The sequence below is a fragment of the Staphylococcus croceilyticus genome (assembly GCF_002902575.1).
Classification (GTDB): domain Bacteria; phylum Bacillota; class Bacilli; order Staphylococcales; family Staphylococcaceae; genus Staphylococcus; species Staphylococcus croceilyticus.
The window spans coordinates 22,377-44,865 of sequence record NZ_PPRD01000145.1; the positions used below are offsets into that span (position 1 = coordinate 22,377).

Consider the following 22,489-nt stretch of genomic DNA (forward strand, 5'->3'; position numbering starts at 1 on the left):
TATGCTTTATAATACTGTTTAACGGCTTCCCAAAAGCAGGATCCTCGGCAGAGGGGCCCTCAGCACAGAGATTTTCAAAAAGAAAATCTACAAGCAAAGCAAGCTGGGGTGCCATCGCGATTCGACAAAATTTGAAATTCAATTTTGCTCATCGCTCGGTTCTGCTCAAAACCTAAACACTTTTGTTCAGACCTTATTCTGCTCTGTCGTTTTCATTAATTGTTTACATATTTCTCATTGTGAATGTCATGCTTTCAATAACATTTGTTAATGCGCTTGCTGTATCTAATGAAGTTAAGCAAGGTACACCATTTTCTACAGTAGTACGACGGATTTGGAAACCATCTCTTTCTACTTCTTTACCTTTTGTCATTGTATTAATCACAATTTGTACTTCTCCGTTTTGAATACGTGTTAGTAAATCATCTTCTCCACCGATTTTACCTACGACTTCAACTGGGATGTGATGTTCTTTTAATTTTTCAGCTGTACCTTCTGTTGCTAAGATTTTGTAGCCTACTTCATTTAAGCGATGTGCTATTTTTACGATTTCTTCTTTATCTTTATCACTAACTGTCATTAATACAGTACCGTGATCTTTTACTTCTACTCCACTACCAGTTAAGCCTTTATATAAAGCTTTTTCTAATGTCATGTCTTTACCCATAACTTCACCGGTAGATTTCATCTCAGGTCCAAGCGTTACGTCTACATTTTTCAATTTATTAAAGCTGAATACTGGTGCTTTAACGTATACACCTTCTGAGTATGGTTGAACCCCTTGTTTATAACCTAAGTCTTTCAACTTAGTACCCATAATTGCTTGCATTGCTAATTGCGCCATTTGAATATCAGTAATTTTACTTAGGAATGGCACTGTACGGCTGGCACGTGGGTTCACTTCTAATACGTAAACACCATCATGTGCGATAACGAATTGGATATTGATTAAACCAACGATATTTAAACCTTTAGCTAATTTGATTGTGTAATCTTCTAGCGTATCAATATCTTCTTGGCTTAATGTTTGTGGTGGATACACTGCGATTGAGTCACCACTATGCACACCTGCACGTTCGATATGTTCCATGATACCAGGGATGATCACTGTTTCACCGTCTGAAATCGCGTCTACTTCGATTTCTTTACCTGTTAAATATCTATCAACTAATACAGGATGTTCTGGACTTGCTTTAACCGCTTGTTCCATATAGTTTTCTAATTCAGCATCGCTATTTACGATTTCCATTGCACGTCCACCTAAAACATAGGATGGTCGTACTACAACTGGATAGCCAATTTCACGGGCATTTTCAAGCGCTTCCTTAGGAGAAGTTGCAGTCTTACCTTTAGGTTGTGGGACATCGATCTTACGTAATAACGCTTCAAACTCTTTTCTATCTTCTGCACGGTTTAAATCTTCTAATGTCGTACCTAAGATTTGAACACCATATTTCGCTAACTTATCTGCTAAGTTGATCGCTGTTTGACCACCGAATTGTACAACCACACCTTTAGGTTGTTCTAAGTTAATGATATTCATTACATCTTCTTCAGTTAATGGTTCGAAGTATAATTTATCTGAAATTGAAAAGTCTGTTGAAACTGTTTCAGGGTTATTATTTACGATAATTGCTTCATACCCAGCATTTTGGATAGCCCATACAGCGTGTACAGTGGCATAGTCAAATTCTACCCCTTGTCCAATACGGATTGGACCTGAACCAAGTACTAAGATTTTTTCTTTATCTGTAACAACTGATTCATTTTCAGTTTCATACGTGCCGTAATAATATGGTGTTGTAGATTCAAATTCTGCTGCACATGTATCTACCATTTTATATACTGGCTTGATATTGTTGTCTTGGCGTAATTGATATACTTCTTCTTCTGTCGTGCCAAAGCGGTGAGCGATTACTTTATCACTAAAGCCATAATCTTTAGCATATTTAAGGTATTCTAAATCACCAGGATGTTCTTTTAATTCATGCTCAATGTTAATGATGTTTTGGAATTTATTTAAGAAGAAATAATCGATTTGAGTCATGTTATGAATTTCTTCTAATGTTGTACCACGACGAATTGCTTCACCGATGAAGAATAAGCGTTCATCATCTTGATGACCAATACGTTCTTTAATATAGTCTAAGTCGAAACTTTCACCGTTTGGTAAGCCTAAATGATGTACACCATATTCTAATGAACGGATGGCTTTTAATAACGATTCTTCATATGTACGTCCAATAGCCATTACTTCACCGGTAGCTTTCATTTGCGTACCTAGTTCTCGTTCACCTTTTTCAAATTTATCAAATGGGAAACGAGGAATCTTAGAAATTACATAGTCTAATGCCGGTTCGAAGGCAGCATAAGATGTGCCAGTTACTGGATTTAACATTTCATCTAACGTTAATCCTACTGCGATTTTAGCCGCTAGTTTAGCAATTGGATAACCCGTTGCTTTAGAAGCTAATGCTGATGAACGTGACACACGTGGGTTTACTTCGATAATATAGTAATTTAGAGAATGTGGATCTAAAGCTAATTGAACGTTACATCCACCTTCAATACCTAAAGCTCTGATAACTTTAAGTGATACATCACGTAACATTTGATATTCAACATCAGATAAAGTTTGACTTGGTGCCACAACGATTGAGTCACCAGTATGGATACCGACTGGGTCGATGTTTTCCATATTACATACTACAATCGCGTTATCATTTTTATCACGCATTACTTCATATTCGATTTCTTTATAACCTGCGATTGATTTTTCAATTAAACATTGTGTAGCAGGGCTATAATGTAAACCATTACTTACTACTTCTTTTAACTCTTCGTCATTGTGACAGATACCGCCGCCAGTCCCCCCCATAGTGAATGCTGGGCGTACAATTAATGGGTAACCTACTTGTTCTTTGAAAGCAAAAGCTTGTTCTACCGTATTAACGATATCACTTTCAGGTACGGGAACGTTTAAGTCATTCATTAATGATCTAAACAGTTCTCTGTCTTCTGCTTGTTGAATTGATTCAAGTTCAGTACCTAATAGTTTTACATTATTTGCTTCTAACACGCCGCTATCATGTAATTGAATTGCCATGTTTAAACCGGTTTGACCACCTAGTGTTGGTAGCAATGCATCGGGTTGTTCTTTACGGATAATGCGAGCAATAAAATCATGTGTTAACGGTTCGATATAAACTTTATCTGCAATTTCTTTATCTGTCATAATTGTTGCAGGATTCGAGTTAACTAAGATAACACGGTATCCTTCTTCTTTAAGCGCTAAACACGCTTGTGTACCTGCATAATCAAATTCTGCAGCTTGTCCTATTATAATTGGACCTGATCCAATTACTAGAATGGTTTGAATATCGTCACGTTTAGGCATTTACTGTATGCTCCTTTTCTTTAAATTCTTTCATCATTGTCATAAATTCGTCGAATAAATAATTTGAATCACTTGGGCCTGGTCTTGCTTCAGGGTGATATTGTACTGAGAACGCAGGTAATGTTTTATGTCTTAAACCTTCTACTGTGCCATCGTTTAAAGCGATATGTGTAACTTCTAAATTTGTATTTGCTAATGAGTCTTTATCAATCGCATAACCGTGGTTTTGACTAGTAATATCTACTTTACCTGTACGTAAGTCTTTTACCGGGTGGTTCGCACCACGGTGACCAAACTTCATCTTGAATGAAGTAGCACCTTGAGATAATGCAAACAATTGATGTCCTAAGCAAATACCGAAGAATGGAATTTTGCCTAAAATACCATTAATCATATCTAATGCAACGTCTACTTCATCTGGATCCCCAGGACCGTTAGATAACATTACACCATCTGGAGACATCGCTAAGATTTCTTCCGCTGACGTATCATAAGGTACAACCGTTACGTTACATCCTCTTGAGTTTAATTCACGCACAATGTTTTGTTTCTTACCAAAGTCTAATAATACAACGCTTAAGTCCGAACCTGTTGAAACATATGGTGTTTTAGTTGAAACTGTAGTCACTTCATCGCGAGGTAACTCTGCTGTTTTTAAGCTTTCAACTAATTGTTCAATTTCTTCCTTATTATCAGTAAATCCAGCTTTTAATACACCGTGTTGTCTGATTTTACGTGTAATACTACGTGTATCAACGCCTGAAATTCCTGGAATCTTGTATTGTTCAAGTACTTCATGTAATGTTTTTTGTTTTCTAAAATTACTTGGGTGCGTACTTGCTTCTTTCACTACTACACCATTTAATGTAGGTGTTAATGATTCGAAATCATCTCTATTAATTCCGTAATTCCCAATCAATGGGTAGGTAAAGGTCACGATTTGACCAGTATAAGATGGGTCAGAAATTGTTTCTTGATAACCTGTCATGGCTGTGTTGAACACAATTTCTCCGATAGATAATTCATCTGATCCTAATTTATAGCCTTCATAAAATGTCCCATCTTCTAATACAAGATAACGTCGTTCAAGCATCTTACTTATCCTCCTTAAATTTAACTTCGCCTTCAACCATTGTTAATACTGGATTACCGTATACTTTGTATCCAATGAATGGTGTGTTATCCGCTTTAGATAAGAAATCTTCGCCTCTGATTTCGCGTTCCTCATCTAAGTTAATGATTGTTAAGTCAGCAAAGCTTCCTTCTTCTAATCTGCCATATGGTAAATCGAATGTTTCAGCAGGTTTAATAGTTAAATAATCCACTAATTGTTGAAGTGTCCAGTCCCCATTTTTCACAAAGTGTGTGTATAATAATGGGAATGCTGTTTCACTACCCACAATACCGAATGGTGCTTTCGTCATCGGTTGTGCTTTCTCCTCTTTAGCATGAGGCGCATGGTCTGTTGCGATACAATCAATCGTACCATCTAATAAGCCTTCTAATAACGCTTCTCTGTCTTCTTTACTTCTTAAAGGTGGATTCATTTTGAAAATGGCGTCATCCCCTGGCACATCATCTTCTGTTAATAATAAGTGATGTGGTGTTACTTCTGCAGTAACATGAATGCCTGCTGCTTTAGCATCACGAATTGCTCTAACACTTTCTTTAGTAGAGACATGACACACATGGTAATGACAATCTGCAGCTTCTGCTAATAATACGTCTCTAGCAATTTGTACTGCTTCACAAATATTAGGAATACCAGGAATACCTAATTCTTCACTACGTTTACCTTGATGCATCGCACCGCCGTAGATTAAGCTGTTATCTTCACAGTGCGCTACTACAGCTTTATTTACTTTAGCAGCTTGTTGCATTGCTTCATACATCATTGCAGCTTCTTGCACACCTACACCATCATCAGTGAAAGCGAAAGCGCCCTCTTTAGCTAAAGCTTCAAAATCTACATGCTCTTTACCTGCTTCACGTACTGTAATTGAAGCGTATGGTAATACACGTACTTGCGCATTTTCTTTAATAAGTTCATTTAAACGACCCATGTTTTCAACTGAATCTGGTACAGGACGCGTATTTGGCATTGGACATACTGTAGTGAAACCACCACGAGCTGCTGCTTTTGTGCCTGTTTCAATCGTTTCTTTATGTTCACCGCCTGGCTCACGTAAGTGTACATGTACATCTACAAATCCAGGTGCCACGAATTGGCCTTGTGCATCAATTACTTCAACATCGTCTTTTACTTCAATTGAGTTGCTAATTTCTTTGATGTGTTGTCCATCAATTAATATTGAAACTTGTTTCAGTTCACCGTTATCTAAAATTTGAGCGTTTTTAATTAATTTCATTATTTACTCCCCTTTTCCTGATAATAGTTTATTGATAACTGCCATTCTTAAATACATACCGTTAGTCATTTGTTTAAAGATACGTGCTTTAGGTGCTTCAACTAATTCTGAGTCAATTTCTACACCTCTATTAACTGGTGCTGGATGCATTACAATCGCATTATCTTTTAATTTGTCATAACGTTCTGTCGTTAAACCATATTTCTCATGATATTCATTTGCTTCAAAGTTCGCTTCACCTGTTATACCGTGTCTTTCATGTTGCACACGTAATAACATTACTATATCTACTTGATCAATCACGTCATCAATTTGGACATATGGCGCATCTAGTGTATCATCCACCCACTCATCTGGACTTGAGAACATCACTTCTGCACCTAGTGCTGTTAAGCTAGTGTAATTACTTCTAGCAACACGTGAGTTTTTAATATCACCACAAATTAATACTTTCAAACCTTCAAATGAACCATATTCTTCATAAATTGTCATGATGTCTAATAAGCTTTGTGTAGGGTGCTGACCACTTCCGTCTCCAGCATTCGCAATCGGAATGTTAAGGTTCTCTAATTCTTCGTAGTATGCATTTTGTGAATGTCTAATAACTAATAAGTCCACGCCGATGCTTTCTAACGTTTTACATGTGTCGTACAGTGATTCACCTTTTTGAACAGATGAAGTACTTGTTTCAAAGTTCACTTCTTTCAAGCCAAGTTTTTGTTCTGCAACTTCGAAGCTACATTTTGTACGTGTAGAATTTTCAAAGAATAAGTTTGATACGAATTGACCTTCATATTGTGGTAATGCTTGTTCTCCTGATTTATAAGCGATAGCTGTTTGAATTAAATCGTAAATGTCCTCGTTTGATAAGTGTTCCATAGATAATAAGTTTTTCATAAAGCGCCTCCTGATAAATAATCTATTTAAATTAGTGTTTTGTTTCTTCTTTTTCTTTTGGCAAAATTAAATTTAAGATAATACCTGAAAGTGCTGCTGCTAGTGCCATACCTTCAATTTGAAGATTAATGCCAAGTCCTTTTAAGTTGATAAGTAAGTTACCAATACCAACTACTAAGACAACTGACGCGATAACTAAGTTACGGTTGTTGGAGAAATCAATGTTACTCTCAACTAACATTCTCAAACCACTTGCGGCGATAATACCGAAGAGTAAGATGGAAACGCCACCCATAACTGGTGTAGGTATTGATGAAACAAGAGCTGAGAATTTACCGATAAATGAAAGCACAATCGCAATGACTGCTGCGCCTCCAATCACATAAATACTGTAAATTCTTGTGATGGCTAACACACCGATGTTCTCACCGTATGTTGTACTTGGTGGCCCACCAATGATACTTGCGAACATTGTTGAGACCCCATCACCAATAATCGAGCGGTGTAGACCTGGATCTTCAAAGAAGTTACGTCCTACGATTTTGTTAATAACCATTTGGTGACCAATGTGTTCACTTACCGTTACAAACACGATTGGTAACATTACCAAGATTAATCCTATGTGTATAGATGGAACATAATCTTTAAACGGTAAGTAGATGTGTGGGAAATCAATCCAGCTTGCTTTTGCAATAGGTGCAAAATTAACAATTCCCATAAAGATAGCTACAATGTAACCTACTATAATACCGATAAGTACTGGGATAAGTGATAAGAAACCTTTAAAGAAACCTTGTACGATAATCGTTACTAATAATGTGATTAAGGCAACGATTAAGTAACTTAAGTTGTAGCCTTTCATCTCGCCTGAGTTCTCAAACATCGCCATGTTTACTGCTGTAGGCGCTAAACTCAAACCGATAACCATAATGACTGGTCCCACTACTACTGGTGGTAACAGATGCATTAACCAACCTGTACCACTGATTTTAATTAAAATACCAATGATGATGTACATCACACCACTAGCGAATAAAGCGACTAACATATCACCTAAACTATGTGTACTTAATCCTGTGATGATAGGCGTAATAAATGCAAAACTTGAACCAAGATACGCTGGAATTTTTGCTTTTGTGATTAAGATGTAAAGTAATGTTCCTATTCCTGAAGCAAGTAATGCAGCAGAGATTGGTAAGCCTGTTAGGAATGGTACTAATACCGTTGAGCCAAACATGGCAAATAAATGTTGTAAACTGAGTAATGCCCATTGCGAAGGTTTCGGTTTATCTTTCACATCTAACACCGGTTTGACGGTGCGTTCAAACATTTGATCATTTTCCATCTTTTTTCTTCCTTTCTATAAAAAAAGTCTCTTTACATTATGGATGTAAAGAGACTAAAAAATTTGTACTCATTATAATAGATAACATTGAATGTATCATGCTAATCTATTAAGTACCTGATAAAGTATTTAATTACAGTGAGTATAAGGATAAATTGATTTGTTATTTTATACTATCGATTTACATACTCACCATTAAATACTTCACCTTTTTCAGTCTCTCGTACTGATTTAAAAGGTATTTATTCAATTACTACTGCGTTACGTGAATCCTTTTCATCTAAATAAACTGAAACGGCTTCATTTTTAGCAGTTGGAATATTTTTTCCTACAAAATCTGCTCTAATTGGCAATTCACGGTGGCCTCGATCAACGAGTGCGGCTAAGCCAATCTTATTTGGTCGAGAATGTAATAATATTGCATCTAATGAAGCTCTGACTGTACGTCCAGTGTAAAGGACATCGTCGATAATGATGACAACTTTATCTGTGATATCCGCATCAATATCGATAGCTTCTTTAGTAACTTGTTTATTTGTGATTTCAATATCATCTCTGAAATGCGTAATGTCAATCGTACCGGTTGGAACGCTTTTTTGTTCAATTTGGTTAATTTTATTTTGAATGCGTCGTGCTAAGAATTCTCCTCTTGTTTTAATTCCGAGTAATACAAGGTTTTCAGTACCTTTGTTGTATTCAAGAATTTCGTGCGCAATGCGTGTGACTGTTCTTTGAATTGCAGCATCATCCATAATGATACGTTCTGACATTATCTCACCTCTTAAAATATAAAAACCCTCATGTCTTTAATCAAAGACACGAGGGTTTATTTATATACAAATATGTAATGCTTTAGCGATTACATTTTAAAAGTTTCAGTTAATAAAACATACCGACCTAATATCGATGCTATGTTTTAATTTAGTATATAAAATTATTCTCTCTGTCTTTGAAGCCTCTCTGGACTTTCATTTAAAGACATAACGTTTTCTTATTTGAACTGTTATTAGCTTAATGCTTTTTTGAACATAAGTCAATGCAAAATTAAAAAAAGATACACTCTCAAACTGAAAAAATTTCAAAAACATAGTTCATAGATAGTCACTCATTTTAGTTGTGTCGCGTTCCTGTGGGAAAGGCTCAAGCCTGTAGTCTTGTAAAGGCGTTCTTAGATAGATACTCACTCACTTAAGTTGCTAAGCTTTCCAGGGGTGCCGTCTCTAAAGCAGTTCTAAAATGGATTGATATTACACTTAAGTTGAGATGCTTGCCTAGGGGGGCTGGGTCGAGCCTTGGTCTTGTAAAGTAGTTCTTTGATTTTAATCATTAGAACTACTTACTTAAGTGTGTGAACACTTAAGTTCCTCAACCCCAACTTGCATTGCTTGTAGAATTTCTATTCGAAATTCTTTATGTTGAGGCCCCGTCCCCAGCTTGCTTTGTTTGCAGACTTTCTATGCGAAAGTCTTTGTGCTGGGCCCCGCACTCAACCACGTTTAGTAATCTATCTTAGAACTACTTACGTAAGTGTTTGAACACTTACGTTCATTAATATTCATATTAATACACAAGAACCTCACAATAGAGTTAAAATCATAAAATTAAAAAAGACAATTTCTATATTATTGCAATAGAAATCGTCTCCTGTACTTATTCAAGAACTTTAAGTTCTAGTCTTTTCTATATTACGCTTCTCTTAAGCGAATTTCTTCTAATAAATCTTTAAATTCTTGTGGTAAGTCAGCTTGGCGTTCAATGTATTCATGTGTCACAGGATGTTCGAAACCAATGACACCTGCATGTAATGCTTGACCACCGATATCAAGCGTTTTTCTAGGACCATATTTATGGTCTCCAACTAATGGGAAACCTATATATTTCATATGCACACGAATTTGATGTGTACGTCCTGTTTCTAATTGACATTCAATTAATGTGTAGTCATTGAAATGCTCTAATACATTAAAATGTGTGACAGCATCTTTACCATTATCGACTACATCCATAGATTGACGATCTTTTTCATTACGTCCAATAGGCGCATCAATTGTGCCATAATCATGTGGAATATTGCCATGAACTAATGCCGTATATTTACGCTTAACCGTTTTATCCATAAGTTGTTCTACTAGCCCACGATGCGCAATATCATTTTTAGCAACCATTAATAAACCTGACGTATCTTTATCGATACGGTGCACAATACCTGGACGAATTTCTCCATTAATGCCTGATAAATCTTTGATTTGATACATTAATCCATTAACTAAAGTACCAGTATAATGACCTGGTGATGGATGAACTACCATGCCTTTAGGCTTATATACAATAGCTACATCTTCATCTTCGTAATAGATGTCTAAGTTTAAATTCTCAGGTTGTATATCCGCTTCAACGACTTCTTTTTCAGTCACTACAATCGCATCATTCATTTTAACTTTATAATTTGATTTAATGACTTTGTCATTAACTGTCACAAGTCCTTCTTTAATCCAATCTTGAATTTGACTTCGAGACCATTCTCCATTGAAATCAGAAAGTAATTTATCAATTCGTTGTCCAACGAGTTCATTATTATCTATCTTATACTCATATGTTTCCAAAGTATAACCTCCTATCCTTTTGATGTCGCATCTTTGATTAAAGCAATGATGACTAATAATACGCCTATAGTTAAACTTGAATCCGCTACGTTAAATATCGGAAAAGCATAGCCAAAAATATTTGTATCAATAAAGTCTACTACCTCACCATTAAATAAACGATCAATAAAGTTACCTAATGCACCAGCAAACAACAAACTAATCGCTACTTGCATAAATAAATTATATTTTGCTTCTTTAATATAAAATAATACGAGCACTACTAAAATAATAAGTGTAATAATGTAAAAGAAACCCATCTTACCACTTAAAATCCCCCATGCTGCACCATCATTTCTATGAGACGTTATACTTAAGAAATTGGGAATTACTTCATAAGAATCTCCAATATTCATCGTCGTCGCGATTATACGTTTCGTTAATTGGTCAATGACTAAAATAACAATCGCTATGATAAGTGAAATCCCAATATAATATTTCTTTTTCATTCACGTGCCTCCATTCACACCTCAATGCTTTGACAACACTCTACATTATAGCTTAATAGACTTTATAAAAAAAGCTACAGTTATAATCTCAAACGATTAAAATTTCATCTATTACGCTTTAGTATTATTTTTAGGATGAATGTAGTTATAATCTTTTACTTCATAAGTACCAATATGTCTTCTTGTTACTTCATATGGTTTTCTATAGTTCATATCAGACACTGTAAGCGAACCATTATCATTTACTTTTTCTACATAAGCAACATGGCCATGATCCCCTTCAGAAGTTTGTAATATTGAACCAGCTTTTGGATGCTCATCTACTTTGTAACCCTCATCCTCAGCTTTGGATGCCCAATACTTGGCATCACCCCATTTGTTGTTAATCATATTTCCGTCTTGACGAATACGATCGAAGGCATAATACGTGCACTGTCCCTTAACATAAGTATTAAATTTCATTGGATTGCTTTGCCAAAAGTGGATAGTAGGTTCCGTCATATCTTGATTATCTACGCCATCGTAAAGCGCACCCCCTGTTAAAAGTGCACTTCCAACTACTATTATTAATAAGAATTTTTTCATTTTATCACACTACTTCTATCGAATTAAATTGGAATAAGAAAATATAAGACTCTTCAATTTTTGTATAAGTGATTTGAGAATATTAAACAATAAGTAGAATTATTCTCGTCATATTTTAAATTAGATAATTATGAGTGAATTGCGTAATGGTACTATTTGGACAGAAGCTAATAAAAGAGAGAAATTATCTAAGGAAGCTATTCGTTCTAATCAAAATTATTTTATAATATCATTATCTACTTGTGTATTTCAAAAATCACTACATAAAACAATTCATTTAAATTTACTACAAAATATTAAATATTTTATCAATAATATAGATAGTTTGCAATTTATTAGTTTGTTATTTTGAAATTTTATAAAAAAAGGCCAACTCACTGAATCAATTTAATCAGCGAATTGACCTATCAGTGATACGTATATTATTTTTTAAACTATTATAAATTTTAGCGCCTACAAATGCGCCCACAATAGCGCCAGTAGTCATGGCCAAATTACTTACAAATGTTTCTTTTTGAGAAGACTGTTGCTTTTCTTCAGCTAAATGATTCATATGTTTCATGAAAATGTCCATTACAGCTTTATGAGCATTCGCTTGTGTATATTTGTAAATCGACCATGGTAAAGTTGGTTCATATTCTTGGAGAGCGATCAAACCTTCATTTGAATCTAGAATACGTCTAAATTCGAATCTAGCATTACCACCATCTCTAGCTAATGCAAGATCGCCACCCACGATTCTATATACAATCATTTCGTTTGTAGAGTCGTGTTCATCTCTCTCCATTCTCAAAATAAATTTATTAATTAGAGGTAAATGAATGTTGAATTCATATTCATTAATATTGCCATTAACTAAGTGTAATGTTATATCATTAATAAATTTTGCATATTCTTGAGCTACATCACGCATTGAATAACTTTTAGGTATTTTAAATCTTGTAATAGCACGAACATCTTTGATCTCGTCTTTTTTATCTTTAGAACTCTTAGATTTAGATTGCTTACTTTTTTTCACTTGGCCTTGCTTTTCTTCTTCTTTTAAAGCTTTTTTCACACTTTCTTCGTAACTAATCTCACCAATTGAAAGTTCAGGATGAATACGATGAGGTTGTGGAATCATATCGTGAACTAAGCTATTCATTAAAGGATAAACCATTTCTTTTGGCACTTGTGATATTAACTGCACCCAATAACGACTTGCCCATATAGGGATAATCGGTAAATCTAATATAGGTAAAGGTTTGTCTAATACGCTGGCTGTACGCTTAATTAGCTCTTTATAGTTCATTACTTCTGGACCAGTTATATCAAATGCTTCATTTTCATTTGGTAAACGGTCTACTAATGCCGCCAATTTATTAATGACATCTTCGATAGCTACTGGTGCAATCATATGGTAGGCCCAACTAGGAAGAATCATTGCTGGTAAACGATCAACTAATCTTTTTAAGATAGGATATGAACTACCTTTAGCACCAATAATTAAACCAGCACGCAATGTACTTACTGGAACACCATACGAACCAAGAATTTTTTCACATTCTAAACGGCTACGTAAATGAGGTGATAGATGATCATCCTTAGGAATGATACCGCTCATGAAAACAATATGGTTGACCCCTTGTGCTTTAGCAGCACGTGCAAAGTTATCTGCAAGCAATGCATCCATATCTTCGAAATTAGCTTGAGTTAATTTTGCACTTGGCATCATAGAATGTACTAAATATATTGCAGTATCAATGCCTTCCATAACCTCTGTAATTTCATCTAAATCAAATAAATCTGCTGCTTTCCAAGTTACGTTCTGTTCATCTTCTTTACTGTCTGCATGACGTGAAATTGCTATAATTTCGTGATTCTCTTTTAATTGCTCTTTTAAATGACCTCCAATATAACCCGAAGCCCCTGTTAACAAAACTTTACCCATAATGCCACTCCTTTTGTCTTTTATATTCAAAACATATCTATATTTAATTTATCGTATAAGAAAGCGTTTAAGCTTATTTATAAGATGTAATATCCCAATCAAACTAATACCAAACATTAAACATTAATTAAATTAAATGAAACAAAATGTATTTTAAAAAAAATAAGTTTCAGTTTTAAATAAGTATATAAAAAAAGTCATATTTGCGATAAGTTCAATCACAAATATGACTTTTGAATTAGCATTTAAACTATATAATCAATATTAAACTAATGTTTTAACAACGTCTTGGCAACGTGGACATAAATGTTCAAGTTCTCCAACTGAACCTAATTCATCACTATAGTTCCAGCATCTTTCACACTTTTCACCTTCAGCGTGTTCAACACGAACATCGCCATGGTAATAAGATTCACCATTCTCAACTGTATCAGTCACTTCTACTTGTGAAACGATAAATAATTGTTGTAAATCTTTAAATTGTTGTAAGAATTCAGCAGCTTTGAAGTGTTCGTTATTACCAATAACGACTTTAGCTTCTAATGATTTACCAATTACTTTATTATTACGTGCCACTTCTAAAGCTCGGTTAACATCATCACGTAACGCCATTAATTGATTCCATTTATCTAATAATTCTCGATCAACCTCTACAACTTTAGGCATATCAGTTAAATGAACGCTTTCTTCTTTAACGTGTGGTGTATGAGACCATACTTCTTCAGCAGTGTGAACTAAGATTGGTGCTAATAATTTAGTCATATCAACTAAGATTTGATATAACACGGTTTGCATGCTACGACGTTTATGCGCATTTTTCTCTTCAATATAAAGAATGTCTTTACCATAATCTAGATAGAAATTACTTAATTCAACATTAATGAAGTTTTGAACTTCTTGATAAATGTTTAAGTAATCGAAGTTATCGTAATGATTAATAGTGCTAGCTGTAAATTCACGTAAACGATTTAATAAGTAACGATCTACTTCTAATAAATCCGCTTCTGGTACAGCATCTGTCTCTGGATTAAAATCATTAATGTTACCTAACATAAATCTTAATGTATTTCTGATTTTACGATATACATCAGAAGTTTGTTTTAAAATTTCATCTGAGATACGTACATCAGCTAAATAGTCAGTACTACTTACCCAAAGACGTGCAATATCGGCACCTTTTTGTTTTACTACTTGGTCTGGCACAATAACATTACCAAGTGATTTACTCATTTTCTTGCCTTCTCCGTCCATTACGAAACCGTGAGATAATAAGAATTTATATGGTGCTTGACCTCTTGTAGCAACTGCAGTTGTGATTGATGAGTTAAACCAACCACGATATTGGTCACTACCTTCAAAGTATAAATCAGCTGGGAAACTTAATTCTGGACGATTTTCTAATACACCTCTATGAGAAGAACCAGAATCAAACCATACGTCCATAATATCTGTTTCTTTAGTAAATTCACCGTTTGGACTTCCTGGATGTGTAAATCCTTCTGGTAATAAATCTTTAGCTTCTCTTTCGAACCAAATATTTGAACCATGTTCAGCGAAGAGATCTGCTACATGATTAACTGTTTCTTTAGTCATAATGATGTCACCATTTTCAGCATAAAATACTGGTAATGGTACGCCCCATACACGTTGACGAGAGATAACCCATTCGCCACGGTCACGAATCATATTATAGATACGTGTTTTACCCCAATCTACTTTAAACTCTGTATCTTCAATCGCATCTAAAATATCTTGTCTTACTTTACTAATTGATGCAAACCATTGCGGTGTAGCACGGAAAATAACAGGTTTTTTAGTACGCCAGTCATGTGGGTAACTATGTGTAATGAAGTCTAATTTTAATAAAGCTTCTTTTTCAGTTAATAAATCTGTAACTGCTTTATTTGCTTTATCATAGAACATACCTTCAAACTGGCCACCTTCTTCAGTGAAGACACCTTTATCATCTAAAGGACTAATTACTGGTAAGTCATATTTTTGACCTACGACATAGTCATCTTCCCCGTGTCCAGGAGCCGTATGAACACAACCAGTACCTGCATCAGTTGTAACGTGGTCACCATTAATTACTAGTGATACACGATCTAAGAAAGGATGTTGTGCTTCAACATATTCTAATTCTTTACCTGTGAATTCTTTTTCTAATTGAATAGTATCTTTATCCCAACCTAAAGCTTCTGAAACTGATTCAGCTAAAGCTTGAGCGATGATATATTTTTTACCATTCACATTGTATTGACCATATTTAAGTTCTGGATGAACTGTAATAGCTACGTTTGATGGAATAGTCCATGGAGTAGTTGTCCAAATGATAAATTGAGCATCTTCGTCAACTACGCCTTTTGTATCTTTGACATCAAATGCAACATAAATAGATGCCGAACGTTTGTCATGGTATTCAATTTCAGCCTCTGCTAATGAAGATTCACTTGATGGTGACCAGTATACAGGCTTTTTACCTTTATAAATAAGGCCTTTGTCAGCCATTTCACCGAATAAACGAATTTGAGCTGCTTCGTATTCAGGTCTTAACGTAATATATGGATTATTAAAATCTCCACGTACACCTAAACGTTTGAAGTCTTGTTTTTGTAACTCAACTTGTTCTAACGCAAATTCCTTACATTTTTCTCTGAATTCAGCGATAGACATTTTTTTGCGGTCTACACCTTTTTTAGTTAACGCTTGTTCAATTGGTAAACCATGAGTATCCCAACCAGGAACATACGGTGCATAGAAACCTTGCATTGTTTTGTAACGAACAATGATATCTTTGATGATTTTATTTAACGCGTGTCCCATATGAAGATTACCATTCGCATATGGTGGGCCGTCATGAAGAATATACGTTTGATTTCCTTTATTTTTATCTAACGCTTTTTGATAATGATCTTCAGCTTCCCATTTCTCTTGAATTTGAGGTTCTTTAGTAGGAAGTCCCCCACGCATTGGAAAATCTGTCTTAGGCATTAATAAAGTATCTTTATAGTTCATATTTGTTTCACTCCTTAAATATAAAAAAGAACTCTAAGTTCAATTAACAGGGACGGAGATTCCGCGGTACCACCCTTATTAACTCAACTTAGAGTTCTCTCATGTTACTTATTTTAATATCGCAAGTCAGTGATATAAGAAATATCCTTTTACTAGGCTCTCACCATATCCTAGCTCGCTGTGAAAAGATAACTATTTCTCACGTGTCTGACTTAATTCAAATCATATTATTTAGTAGATGTTGACTCACTGTTACTTACATTTGCTGTAGAAGTAGCAGATTCACTAGTATGTGTTGATGTAGCTGATGTATCAGTATTTGTATTCTCAGCCTGTTGATTTTGTGCATTAAGTTGTTCTTCAGGTGTAATATCTTGTTTATTTAAATGTTGAAAATTTTCTTGAGTAACTTGTTCAGCATCTATATCATAATTTAATAAATAATCCCAATCATCATTTTTTAATAAATCTAATTGAGCTTCAACAAGCATACGGAAACGAGAACGGAAAACTTTAGATTGACGTTTCATATCCTCAGTTTGGAATGATAAATGACGTGCTTTTTCAATCGCATCATTTACAATCACATCTGCTTGAGCTTGAGCTTTGGCAATTGTAGCTTCTGCTTCTTTATTCGCTGCCACTTTAACTTGCTCACCTGCTTGTTGAGCTTGAACTAAAGCATCACTTACAGATTGATGAACTTGTTGATAAGATTTAATATTAGTATCTCTCTCTTCAACTACTTTTTCAAGTTGTTTTTTTTCTTCTTTTAAACGTTCAATTTCATTACTTAATTGAGTTAAATAATCACTTACTTCAGCAGGTTCTAAACCATTTTTTACTTTTGTAAATTCTTTATTTTTAATTTCATTCGGTGTAAAAGGCATCTTATATCCTCCTCAAATCGGACTTTTTATAAACACTTATTCCAAATCTTATACCTTTATTTAAATAATGTTTGGTAAGTAATATGAATTTTATCTTTTTTCGTGCGACCACCCACATCGGTAATTTGAGCTCGCCCAAAACCTTGAATGGATAGTAAATCATTGATTTGTACTTGGAAATCTGGAGAATCGATAATGGTATGATTCACTTTTACGCGTTTTTTCTCAATAAGTTGTTTCGCAATTGCTCTCGATTTATGAATCATTTCTTTTAAAACGACATCTAATCTTAACGCGCTAACTGTGCTACCATGACTCTTCCAATTCTCTACTGATTGTATCATATCTTTAAATGGAATAGAATTAAGTTTAACTGATGCACCTTTAATCTTCGTTAATTCTGTCATAATATATGATTCTAATTGTTTTGTCAAAACGAATTGTATCGTTTCTCCTACTACAATATCGCCTACTTGTTCTCTTTCAATACCTAGTGACATTAACGTTCCCAATACATGTTGGTGTTGAAGTGTGACAAATTTTTCAGGATAATCAATTTGAATTAGCGTAATTTCATAATCTTCTTCAGTAGGTTCATAGTAACATGGCGCAATAATGGCTCTTTTTCTCTCAGAATGAGGGCCGCCAAAAAATTGCACATGCATATCGTCAAAACTTCCAACAACTACTTCAAGAATATATTGTCCTCTAGGATCTAAAAAGTTTGTTAGTACTGGAGCATATTGGTGATTCACTTGATCACATTTATCGATTAATTGATCAATCAAAGGATGTTCTTCATTTCTAAAGTGTTGATAAATATCTATTATAGGTACCTCCCTTTTTTTATTTTTCGGAAAATGAACTTACTATTATATTAACTATGAACTTAAGACTAAACATGATAGGAGGCTAAGACAAATGAATGTCCTAGCCTCTTCAAAAATTTATTTCATTATTAAATAATTTATAATCATAGCAAAAATACTTTTTAATCCCCATTGGAATAAAACTAGTACAAATAATGCTACAAGTGATGAAATATCAATCATACCAATTGGGGGAATAATTTTTCTAAACGGCTCTAAAAATGGCTCATAAATTTTAGATAAAAATTCACCAAATTTAGACTCCCTGATACTTGGCACCCATGATGTGAAGAAATAAATAATCATACCAAAATAGTAGATTTGAACTAGCACAAGTATAAAGTTAAATATATTAGCTAATAGGCCGATGTCCATAGACTATTCTCCTTACTCGTAATGATGCGCTTCCATTTGTTCGATATGATCAGTAATACTTCCAGCGACCTCTACATTATCAGGCGTACAAAGGAAAATATCAGTACCAACACGTTGAATATCTCCACCAATTGCATATACAGTGCCACTCAAAAAGTCGATAATACGTTTAGCTGATACTTTATCAATGCGTTGTAAATTAACTAAAGTCGCACGACGATTTTTTAATTCGTCTGCAATATCTTGTGTATCTGAGAAAACACGAGGTTCGAATAAACACATTTTTGAACTTTCATATGTAGAATAACCTTGTGTAGATTGGTTCATAGTTACTACGTTTTTAGAATTCGACTTAGTAGGCGTATTGTTCATACGATTCTTCCTTTCCTCTGTGTTATAATTTCGTGATGTTTTCTTTTGAGGCACTGTCTTCAAATTATTTTGTTGTGTTTGTGGTCGCTCTGTTGTTTGATTTTGTTGTGCTTTATTTTGTGTTTCTTCCCTTTGAACGACACGTTGTTGACGTTCTTCAGGACTTTCTACTTCTTCTTCATCTTCCATTAGAAAAAAATTATTAAATAAATCTTTAATAGCCACGGGGCTCACTCCTATTCTCCGACAAGTTTAGTCCCTATTCTGATAAATGAAGCACCTTCCTCTATAGCAATTTGGTAATCATTACTCATTCCCATAGATAATAACTCGCACGGTGCATAATCTAATTTAAGGTTTTTAATTTCGTTACGTTTTAATCTTAATTGTTTAAATAATTGACGAATATAATCACTATCTTCAGTATAAGGCGCCATAGTCATTAAACCAACAACTTTAATATTACTAAATTGTTGAAGTTGTTGAATAAAGTCATACACTTCATCTAATGCAATACCATGCTTACTTTCCTCACCTGAAACATTAACTTGCACAAAGCATGAAATAACATGGTCTGCTCTTTTATTAATTTCCTTGGCAAGACTTAAGCGATCTAATGCATGAAGATAATCTATTTCGTTAATAACTTCTTTAACTTTTCTTGATTGTAAAGAGCCAATAAAATGCATAGTAACATCGTCAGGCAACGCTTTTTTCTTCTCAAGAAATCCTTCTAAACGGTTCTCTCCAAAATGGCGTAAACCTGCTTCATATGCTTCTTTAGCTCGGTCTATTGTAACATATTTTGTAACCGCAATCACGTCAGGTACAGTAGAAGTCTCACTTTTGTCAATATGCTTATTAATTTCATTTTTAATTGCTTCTAAATTTTGTTTTACTTCCATTTAAATATCAACCTCGTGTTATAAAGTTAAAATTGCAATATGCAGATAAACCCTTTCATTCAACTGCGTCATATAATTAGGCAGTAGCGCAAATGTTTCTTGAATATGATTTCTAAATAACAAATTTTCTATCGATCAGTCTATAGATCATTAATTATTTTATCGGCAAGCTAACATGTGATATTAGAAGAATAAATTAATATTTTTGACCTATAAATCCCATCATTCTTCCAGTTTGCCCCTTTTCAATACGATAAGAGAAGAACATTGATAAGTCTTCTGAAGTTGCATACTCAGTAATATAGATGTTCTCTTTAGGCACACCCTTATTTTCTAGTAAAAGAGCATTTGCGCGTTTCAAATCAATGCCATGACAGTCATTATCACGTGTTTCAATATATTGAGTGCTATCAATAGGTAAAGTTTCAAATTTAGATTTAATATCATCATTGATTTCATAACTCATTGAAGTCGCAGGACCAATAACAACTTTTAAATCTTTATAGTCAAAATCAACATGATTTAGCATTTTCACAACGATTTGACTATATGTGCCTCTCCATCCAGCATGTGCTAATCCTATGAAGTGATGTTTCTCACTATAAAAGTAAACAGGCACACAGTCTGCATAACACATCGTTAATAATACATTAGAGTCATATGAATAGAGACCATCGATGCCGTAAAGTTGATCGCTAAGTTGCTCAATATTTACACCTTGATGTTTTTGAGTAACGTGTGCAATTTTATCTTCGTGGGTCTGAGTAGGGAAAATCCATTCATTTCTTGGATATCCAATAGCTTCAGCTAAAATCTCTTGATGGCGTGTAACGTTATCTTGATCATCATCTATGTACCGTGCCATATTAAATGAATGCTCAGGATATAAACTATAACCCCCATCGCGCGTCGTAAAGCCTAGTGTGATATTTTTTAAATCTTTAGCTTCGTAGTTCAAATAATGAGGATGTTTAACAAATTGCTCAGACACGTGAATAACCACCTTGTAAAAAGTTATGTTTGCATATAATAAACGTTTGACCGTATTAAGTTTACTCTAAATATGAATATAAATTTATTATATAACATTCTTCACTCTGTTTTAAAGTATATGAAAAAGAGTAGAACAGAATTCTTTATAGAATGTCCAGTTCTACTCCAACTAATATAGTTACATAGTGAAATCAACGATAATAATTTGTTAATTACTTCTATGCTTAATATTATAATATTCTAACCTGATAATTTATGGATTAACGTCTAGTTCTTCTAGAACGTCTTTCTTCTCTATTTCTGATGAAGCTAGGAATATCGTCATCCTTAGTTGAATGACTTCTTTCGTTTACACTTTCAGATGCACGTGAACTTGAAGAACTATGAGAGAATGAGTCTTCTTTAGGTGCACTTTGTGTTGAAGTGCCTGTAGCACTTACACTTGAACCAAAGCCTGTGCTTGAAGCTTTACGGCCTTGTGATGTTGGTTTATCTTCGAAACCTGTAGCAATAACTGTTACAACGATTTCGTCTTGTAATTCAGGATTGATTACAGTACCGAAGATCATGTTTACATCTTCATCAGCAGCATCTTGAACGATATCTGCAGCTTCTTGAGCTTCGAAAAGTGATAATGATTCTCCACCAGTAATGTTCATTAACACACCTTGAGCACCAACGATTGATGTTTCAAGTAATGGAGATGAAATAGCTTTTTTAGCAGCTTCAACAGCTCTGTTTTCACCTGAAGATACACCAATACCCATTAATGCTGAACCTTGGTTAGACATAATTGTTTTAACGTCAGCAAAGTCTAAGTTTACTTCACCAGATACAGCGATTAAATCAGAAATACCTTGTACACCTTGACGTAATACGTTATCTGCTTCTTTAAATGCTTCCATCATTGGTGTAGATTTATCAACGATATCTAATAAACGGTCATTAGGGATAACGATTAATGTATCAACTGCAGCTTTCATTGCTTCTACACCTGCAGCAGCTTGTGTAGAACGTTTGCGGCCTTCGAAACCAAATGGACGAGTTACAACACCAACAGTTAAAGCGCCCATTTCTTTAGCGATTTTTGCAACAACTGGAGCAGCACCTGTACCAGTACCGCCGCCCATACCAGCAGTTACGAATACCATGTCCGCGCCTTGGATAGCATCTTCAATTTGTTCACGAGATTCTTCAGCAGCTTTTTTACCAATTTCAGGATTAGCCCCTGCACCAAGTCCACGTGTTAATTTTTCACCAATTTGGATTTTAGATTCAGCTTTAGATAAATTTAAAGCTTGTCCATCTGTATTAATTGCGATAAATTCAACATTATTCATGCCGTGGTCAATCATGCGGTTAACAGCGTTATTACCGCCACCACCTACACCGATGACTTTTAAAGTCGCCATATGATTAAATCCTTGTTCAAATTCTAACATTTATATTTCCTCCT

The 22,489-nt window shown here is 34.5% G+C and carries 18 protein-coding genes; all 18 read right to left on the minus strand.

Annotated elements, in window-relative coordinates; all coding sequences use genetic code 11:
- Positions 1–223: 223 nt before the first annotated feature.
- The 18 genes from carB to ftsZ all read right to left on the minus strand — a co-directional run bounded on the left by carB (position 224) and on the right by ftsZ (position 22,475).
- Complete coding sequence (gene carB, locus CD128_RS11520) at positions 224–3,397, minus strand: carbamoyl-phosphate synthase large subunit (protein ID WP_103330000.1); 3,174 nt, start codon at positions 3,395–3,397, stop codon at positions 224–226.
- On the minus strand, positions 3,390–4,490 hold the full coding sequence (locus CD128_RS11525; RefSeq protein ID WP_103330001.1) for a carbamoyl phosphate synthase small subunit: 1,101 nt from the start codon (positions 4,488–4,490) through the stop codon (positions 3,390–3,392). Before CD128_RS11525 ends, carB begins: the two co-directional genes overlap by 8 nt.
- A 1-nt stretch (position 4,491) precedes the next feature.
- The gene (locus CD128_RS11530) at positions 4,492–5,766 is read right to left on the minus strand and encodes a dihydroorotase (RefSeq protein ID WP_103330002.1); all 1,275 of its coding nucleotides are present in this window, start codon (positions 5,764–5,766) and stop codon (positions 4,492–4,494) included.
- A 3-nt stretch (positions 5,767–5,769) separates the two neighbouring features.
- Positions 5,770–6,663, minus strand: a complete 894-nt coding sequence (locus tag CD128_RS11535; RefSeq protein WP_103297900.1) for an aspartate carbamoyltransferase catalytic subunit — start codon at positions 6,661–6,663, stop codon at positions 5,770–5,772.
- A 31-nt stretch (positions 6,664–6,694) separates the two neighbouring features.
- Complete coding sequence (locus CD128_RS11540) at positions 6,695–8,008, minus strand: uracil-xanthine permease family protein (protein ID WP_103330003.1); 1,314 nt, start codon at positions 8,006–8,008, stop codon at positions 6,695–6,697.
- A gap of 242 nt (positions 8,009–8,250) precedes the next feature.
- Positions 8,251–8,778, minus strand: a complete 528-nt coding sequence (gene pyrR, locus CD128_RS11545) for a bifunctional pyr operon transcriptional regulator/uracil phosphoribosyltransferase PyrR (RefSeq protein ID WP_103330004.1) — start codon at positions 8,776–8,778, stop codon at positions 8,251–8,253.
- A 915-nt stretch (positions 8,779–9,693) separates the two neighbouring features.
- Complete coding sequence (locus CD128_RS11550; protein WP_103330005.1) at positions 9,694–10,611, minus strand: RluA family pseudouridine synthase; 918 nt, start codon at positions 10,609–10,611, stop codon at positions 9,694–9,696.
- A gap of 11 nt (positions 10,612–10,622) precedes the next feature.
- Entirely contained in the window at positions 10,623–11,099 is a 477-nt protein-coding gene (lspA, locus tag CD128_RS11555) for a signal peptidase II (RefSeq protein WP_103330006.1), read from the minus strand.
- Positions 11,100–11,210: 111 nt separating this feature from the next.
- Positions 11,211–11,684 carry a CHAP domain-containing protein gene (locus CD128_RS11560; RefSeq protein ID WP_103330007.1) on the minus strand — a complete coding sequence of 158 codons (474 nt, stop codon included), beginning with the start codon at positions 11,682–11,684 and terminating at the stop codon, positions 11,211–11,213.
- 391 nt (positions 11,685–12,075) lie between these two features.
- On the minus strand, positions 12,076–13,614 hold the full coding sequence (locus CD128_RS11565) for an NAD(P)H-binding protein (protein WP_103330008.1): 1,539 nt from the start codon (positions 13,612–13,614) through the stop codon (positions 12,076–12,078).
- 264 nt (positions 13,615–13,878) lie between these two features.
- The gene (ileS, locus tag CD128_RS11570; RefSeq protein WP_103330009.1) at positions 13,879–16,629 is read right to left on the minus strand and encodes an isoleucine--tRNA ligase; all 2,751 of its coding nucleotides are present in this window, start codon (positions 16,627–16,629) and stop codon (positions 13,879–13,881) included.
- Positions 16,630–16,856: 227 nt separating this feature from the next.
- Positions 16,857–17,519: a DivIVA domain-containing protein gene (locus CD128_RS11575; protein ID WP_103330010.1), complete on the minus strand. Its 663-nt coding sequence runs from the start codon at positions 17,517–17,519 to the stop codon at positions 16,857–16,859.
- Positions 17,520–17,575: 56 nt separating this feature from the next.
- Positions 17,576–18,349, minus strand: coding sequence for a YlmH family RNA-binding protein (locus CD128_RS11580; protein ID WP_103330011.1), 774 nt, complete (start codon positions 18,347–18,349; stop codon positions 17,576–17,578).
- A gap of 117 nt (positions 18,350–18,466) precedes the next feature.
- Positions 18,467–18,763, minus strand: coding sequence for a YggT family protein (locus CD128_RS11585; protein WP_103330012.1), 297 nt, complete (start codon positions 18,761–18,763; stop codon positions 18,467–18,469).
- Positions 18,764–18,775: 12 nt separating this feature from the next.
- Positions 18,776–19,369 (minus strand): cell division protein SepF, encoded by a 594-nt coding sequence (locus tag CD128_RS11590; protein WP_415239160.1) that lies wholly within the window; start codon positions 19,367–19,369, stop codon positions 18,776–18,778.
- A 2-nt stretch (positions 19,370–19,371) separates the two neighbouring features.
- Positions 19,372–20,040 carry a YggS family pyridoxal phosphate-dependent enzyme gene (locus CD128_RS11595; RefSeq protein ID WP_103330014.1) on the minus strand — a complete coding sequence of 223 codons (669 nt, stop codon included), beginning with the start codon at positions 20,038–20,040 and terminating at the stop codon, positions 19,372–19,374.
- Positions 20,041–20,236: 196 nt separating this feature from the next.
- Complete coding sequence (gene pgeF / locus CD128_RS11600; RefSeq protein ID WP_103330015.1) at positions 20,237–21,031, minus strand: peptidoglycan editing factor PgeF; 795 nt, start codon at positions 21,029–21,031, stop codon at positions 20,237–20,239.
- Positions 21,032–21,293: 262 nt separating this feature from the next.
- Complete coding sequence (gene ftsZ / locus CD128_RS11605; RefSeq protein ID WP_103298727.1) at positions 21,294–22,475, minus strand: cell division protein FtsZ; 1,182 nt, start codon at positions 22,473–22,475, stop codon at positions 21,294–21,296.
- Positions 22,476–22,489 lie beyond the last annotated feature (14 nt).

Bases quoted from the DNA above. Each gene is read 5' to 3' on its own strand.
- carB (WP_103330000.1), bottom strand. From the start codon at position 3,397: ATGCCTAAACGTGACGATATTCAAACCATTCTAGTAATTGGATCAGGT.
- CD128_RS11525 (WP_103330001.1), bottom strand. From the start codon at position 4,490: ATGCTTGAACGACGTTATCTTGTATTAGAAGATGGGACATTTTATGAA.
- CD128_RS11530 (WP_103330002.1), bottom strand. From the start codon at position 5,766: ATGAAATTAATTAAAAACGCTCAAATTTTAGATAACGGTGAACTGAAA.
- CD128_RS11535 (WP_103297900.1), bottom strand. From the start codon at position 6,663: ATGAAAAACTTATTATCTATGGAACACTTATCAAACGAGGACATTTAC.
- CD128_RS11540 (WP_103330003.1), bottom strand. From the start codon at position 8,008: ATGGAAAATGATCAAATGTTTGAACGCACCGTCAAACCGGTGTTAGAT.
- pyrR (WP_103330004.1), bottom strand. From the start codon at position 8,778: ATGTCAGAACGTATCATTATGGATGATGCTGCAATTCAAAGAACAGTC.
- lspA (WP_103330006.1), bottom strand. From the start codon at position 11,099: ATGAAAAAGAAATATTATATTGGGATTTCACTTATCATAGCGATTGTT.
- CD128_RS11560 (WP_103330007.1), bottom strand. From the start codon at position 11,684: ATGAAAAAATTCTTATTAATAATAGTAGTTGGAAGTGCACTTTTAACA.
- CD128_RS11565 (WP_103330008.1), bottom strand. From the start codon at position 13,614: ATGGGTAAAGTTTTGTTAACAGGGGCTTCGGGTTATATTGGAGGTCAT.
- ileS (WP_103330009.1), bottom strand. From the start codon at position 16,629: ATGAACTATAAAGATACTTTATTAATGCCTAAGACAGATTTTCCAATG.
- CD128_RS11575 (WP_103330010.1), bottom strand. From the start codon at position 17,519: ATGCCTTTTACACCGAATGAAATTAAAAATAAAGAATTTACAAAAGTA.
- CD128_RS11585 (WP_103330012.1), bottom strand. From the start codon at position 18,763: ATGGACATCGGCCTATTAGCTAATATATTTAACTTTATACTTGTGCTA.
- CD128_RS11595 (WP_103330014.1), bottom strand. From the start codon at position 20,040: ATGGAAGTAAAACAAAATTTAGAAGCAATTAAAAATGAAATTAATAAG.
- ftsZ (WP_103298727.1), bottom strand. From the start codon at position 22,475: ATGTTAGAATTTGAACAAGGATTTAATCATATGGCGACTTTAAAAGTC.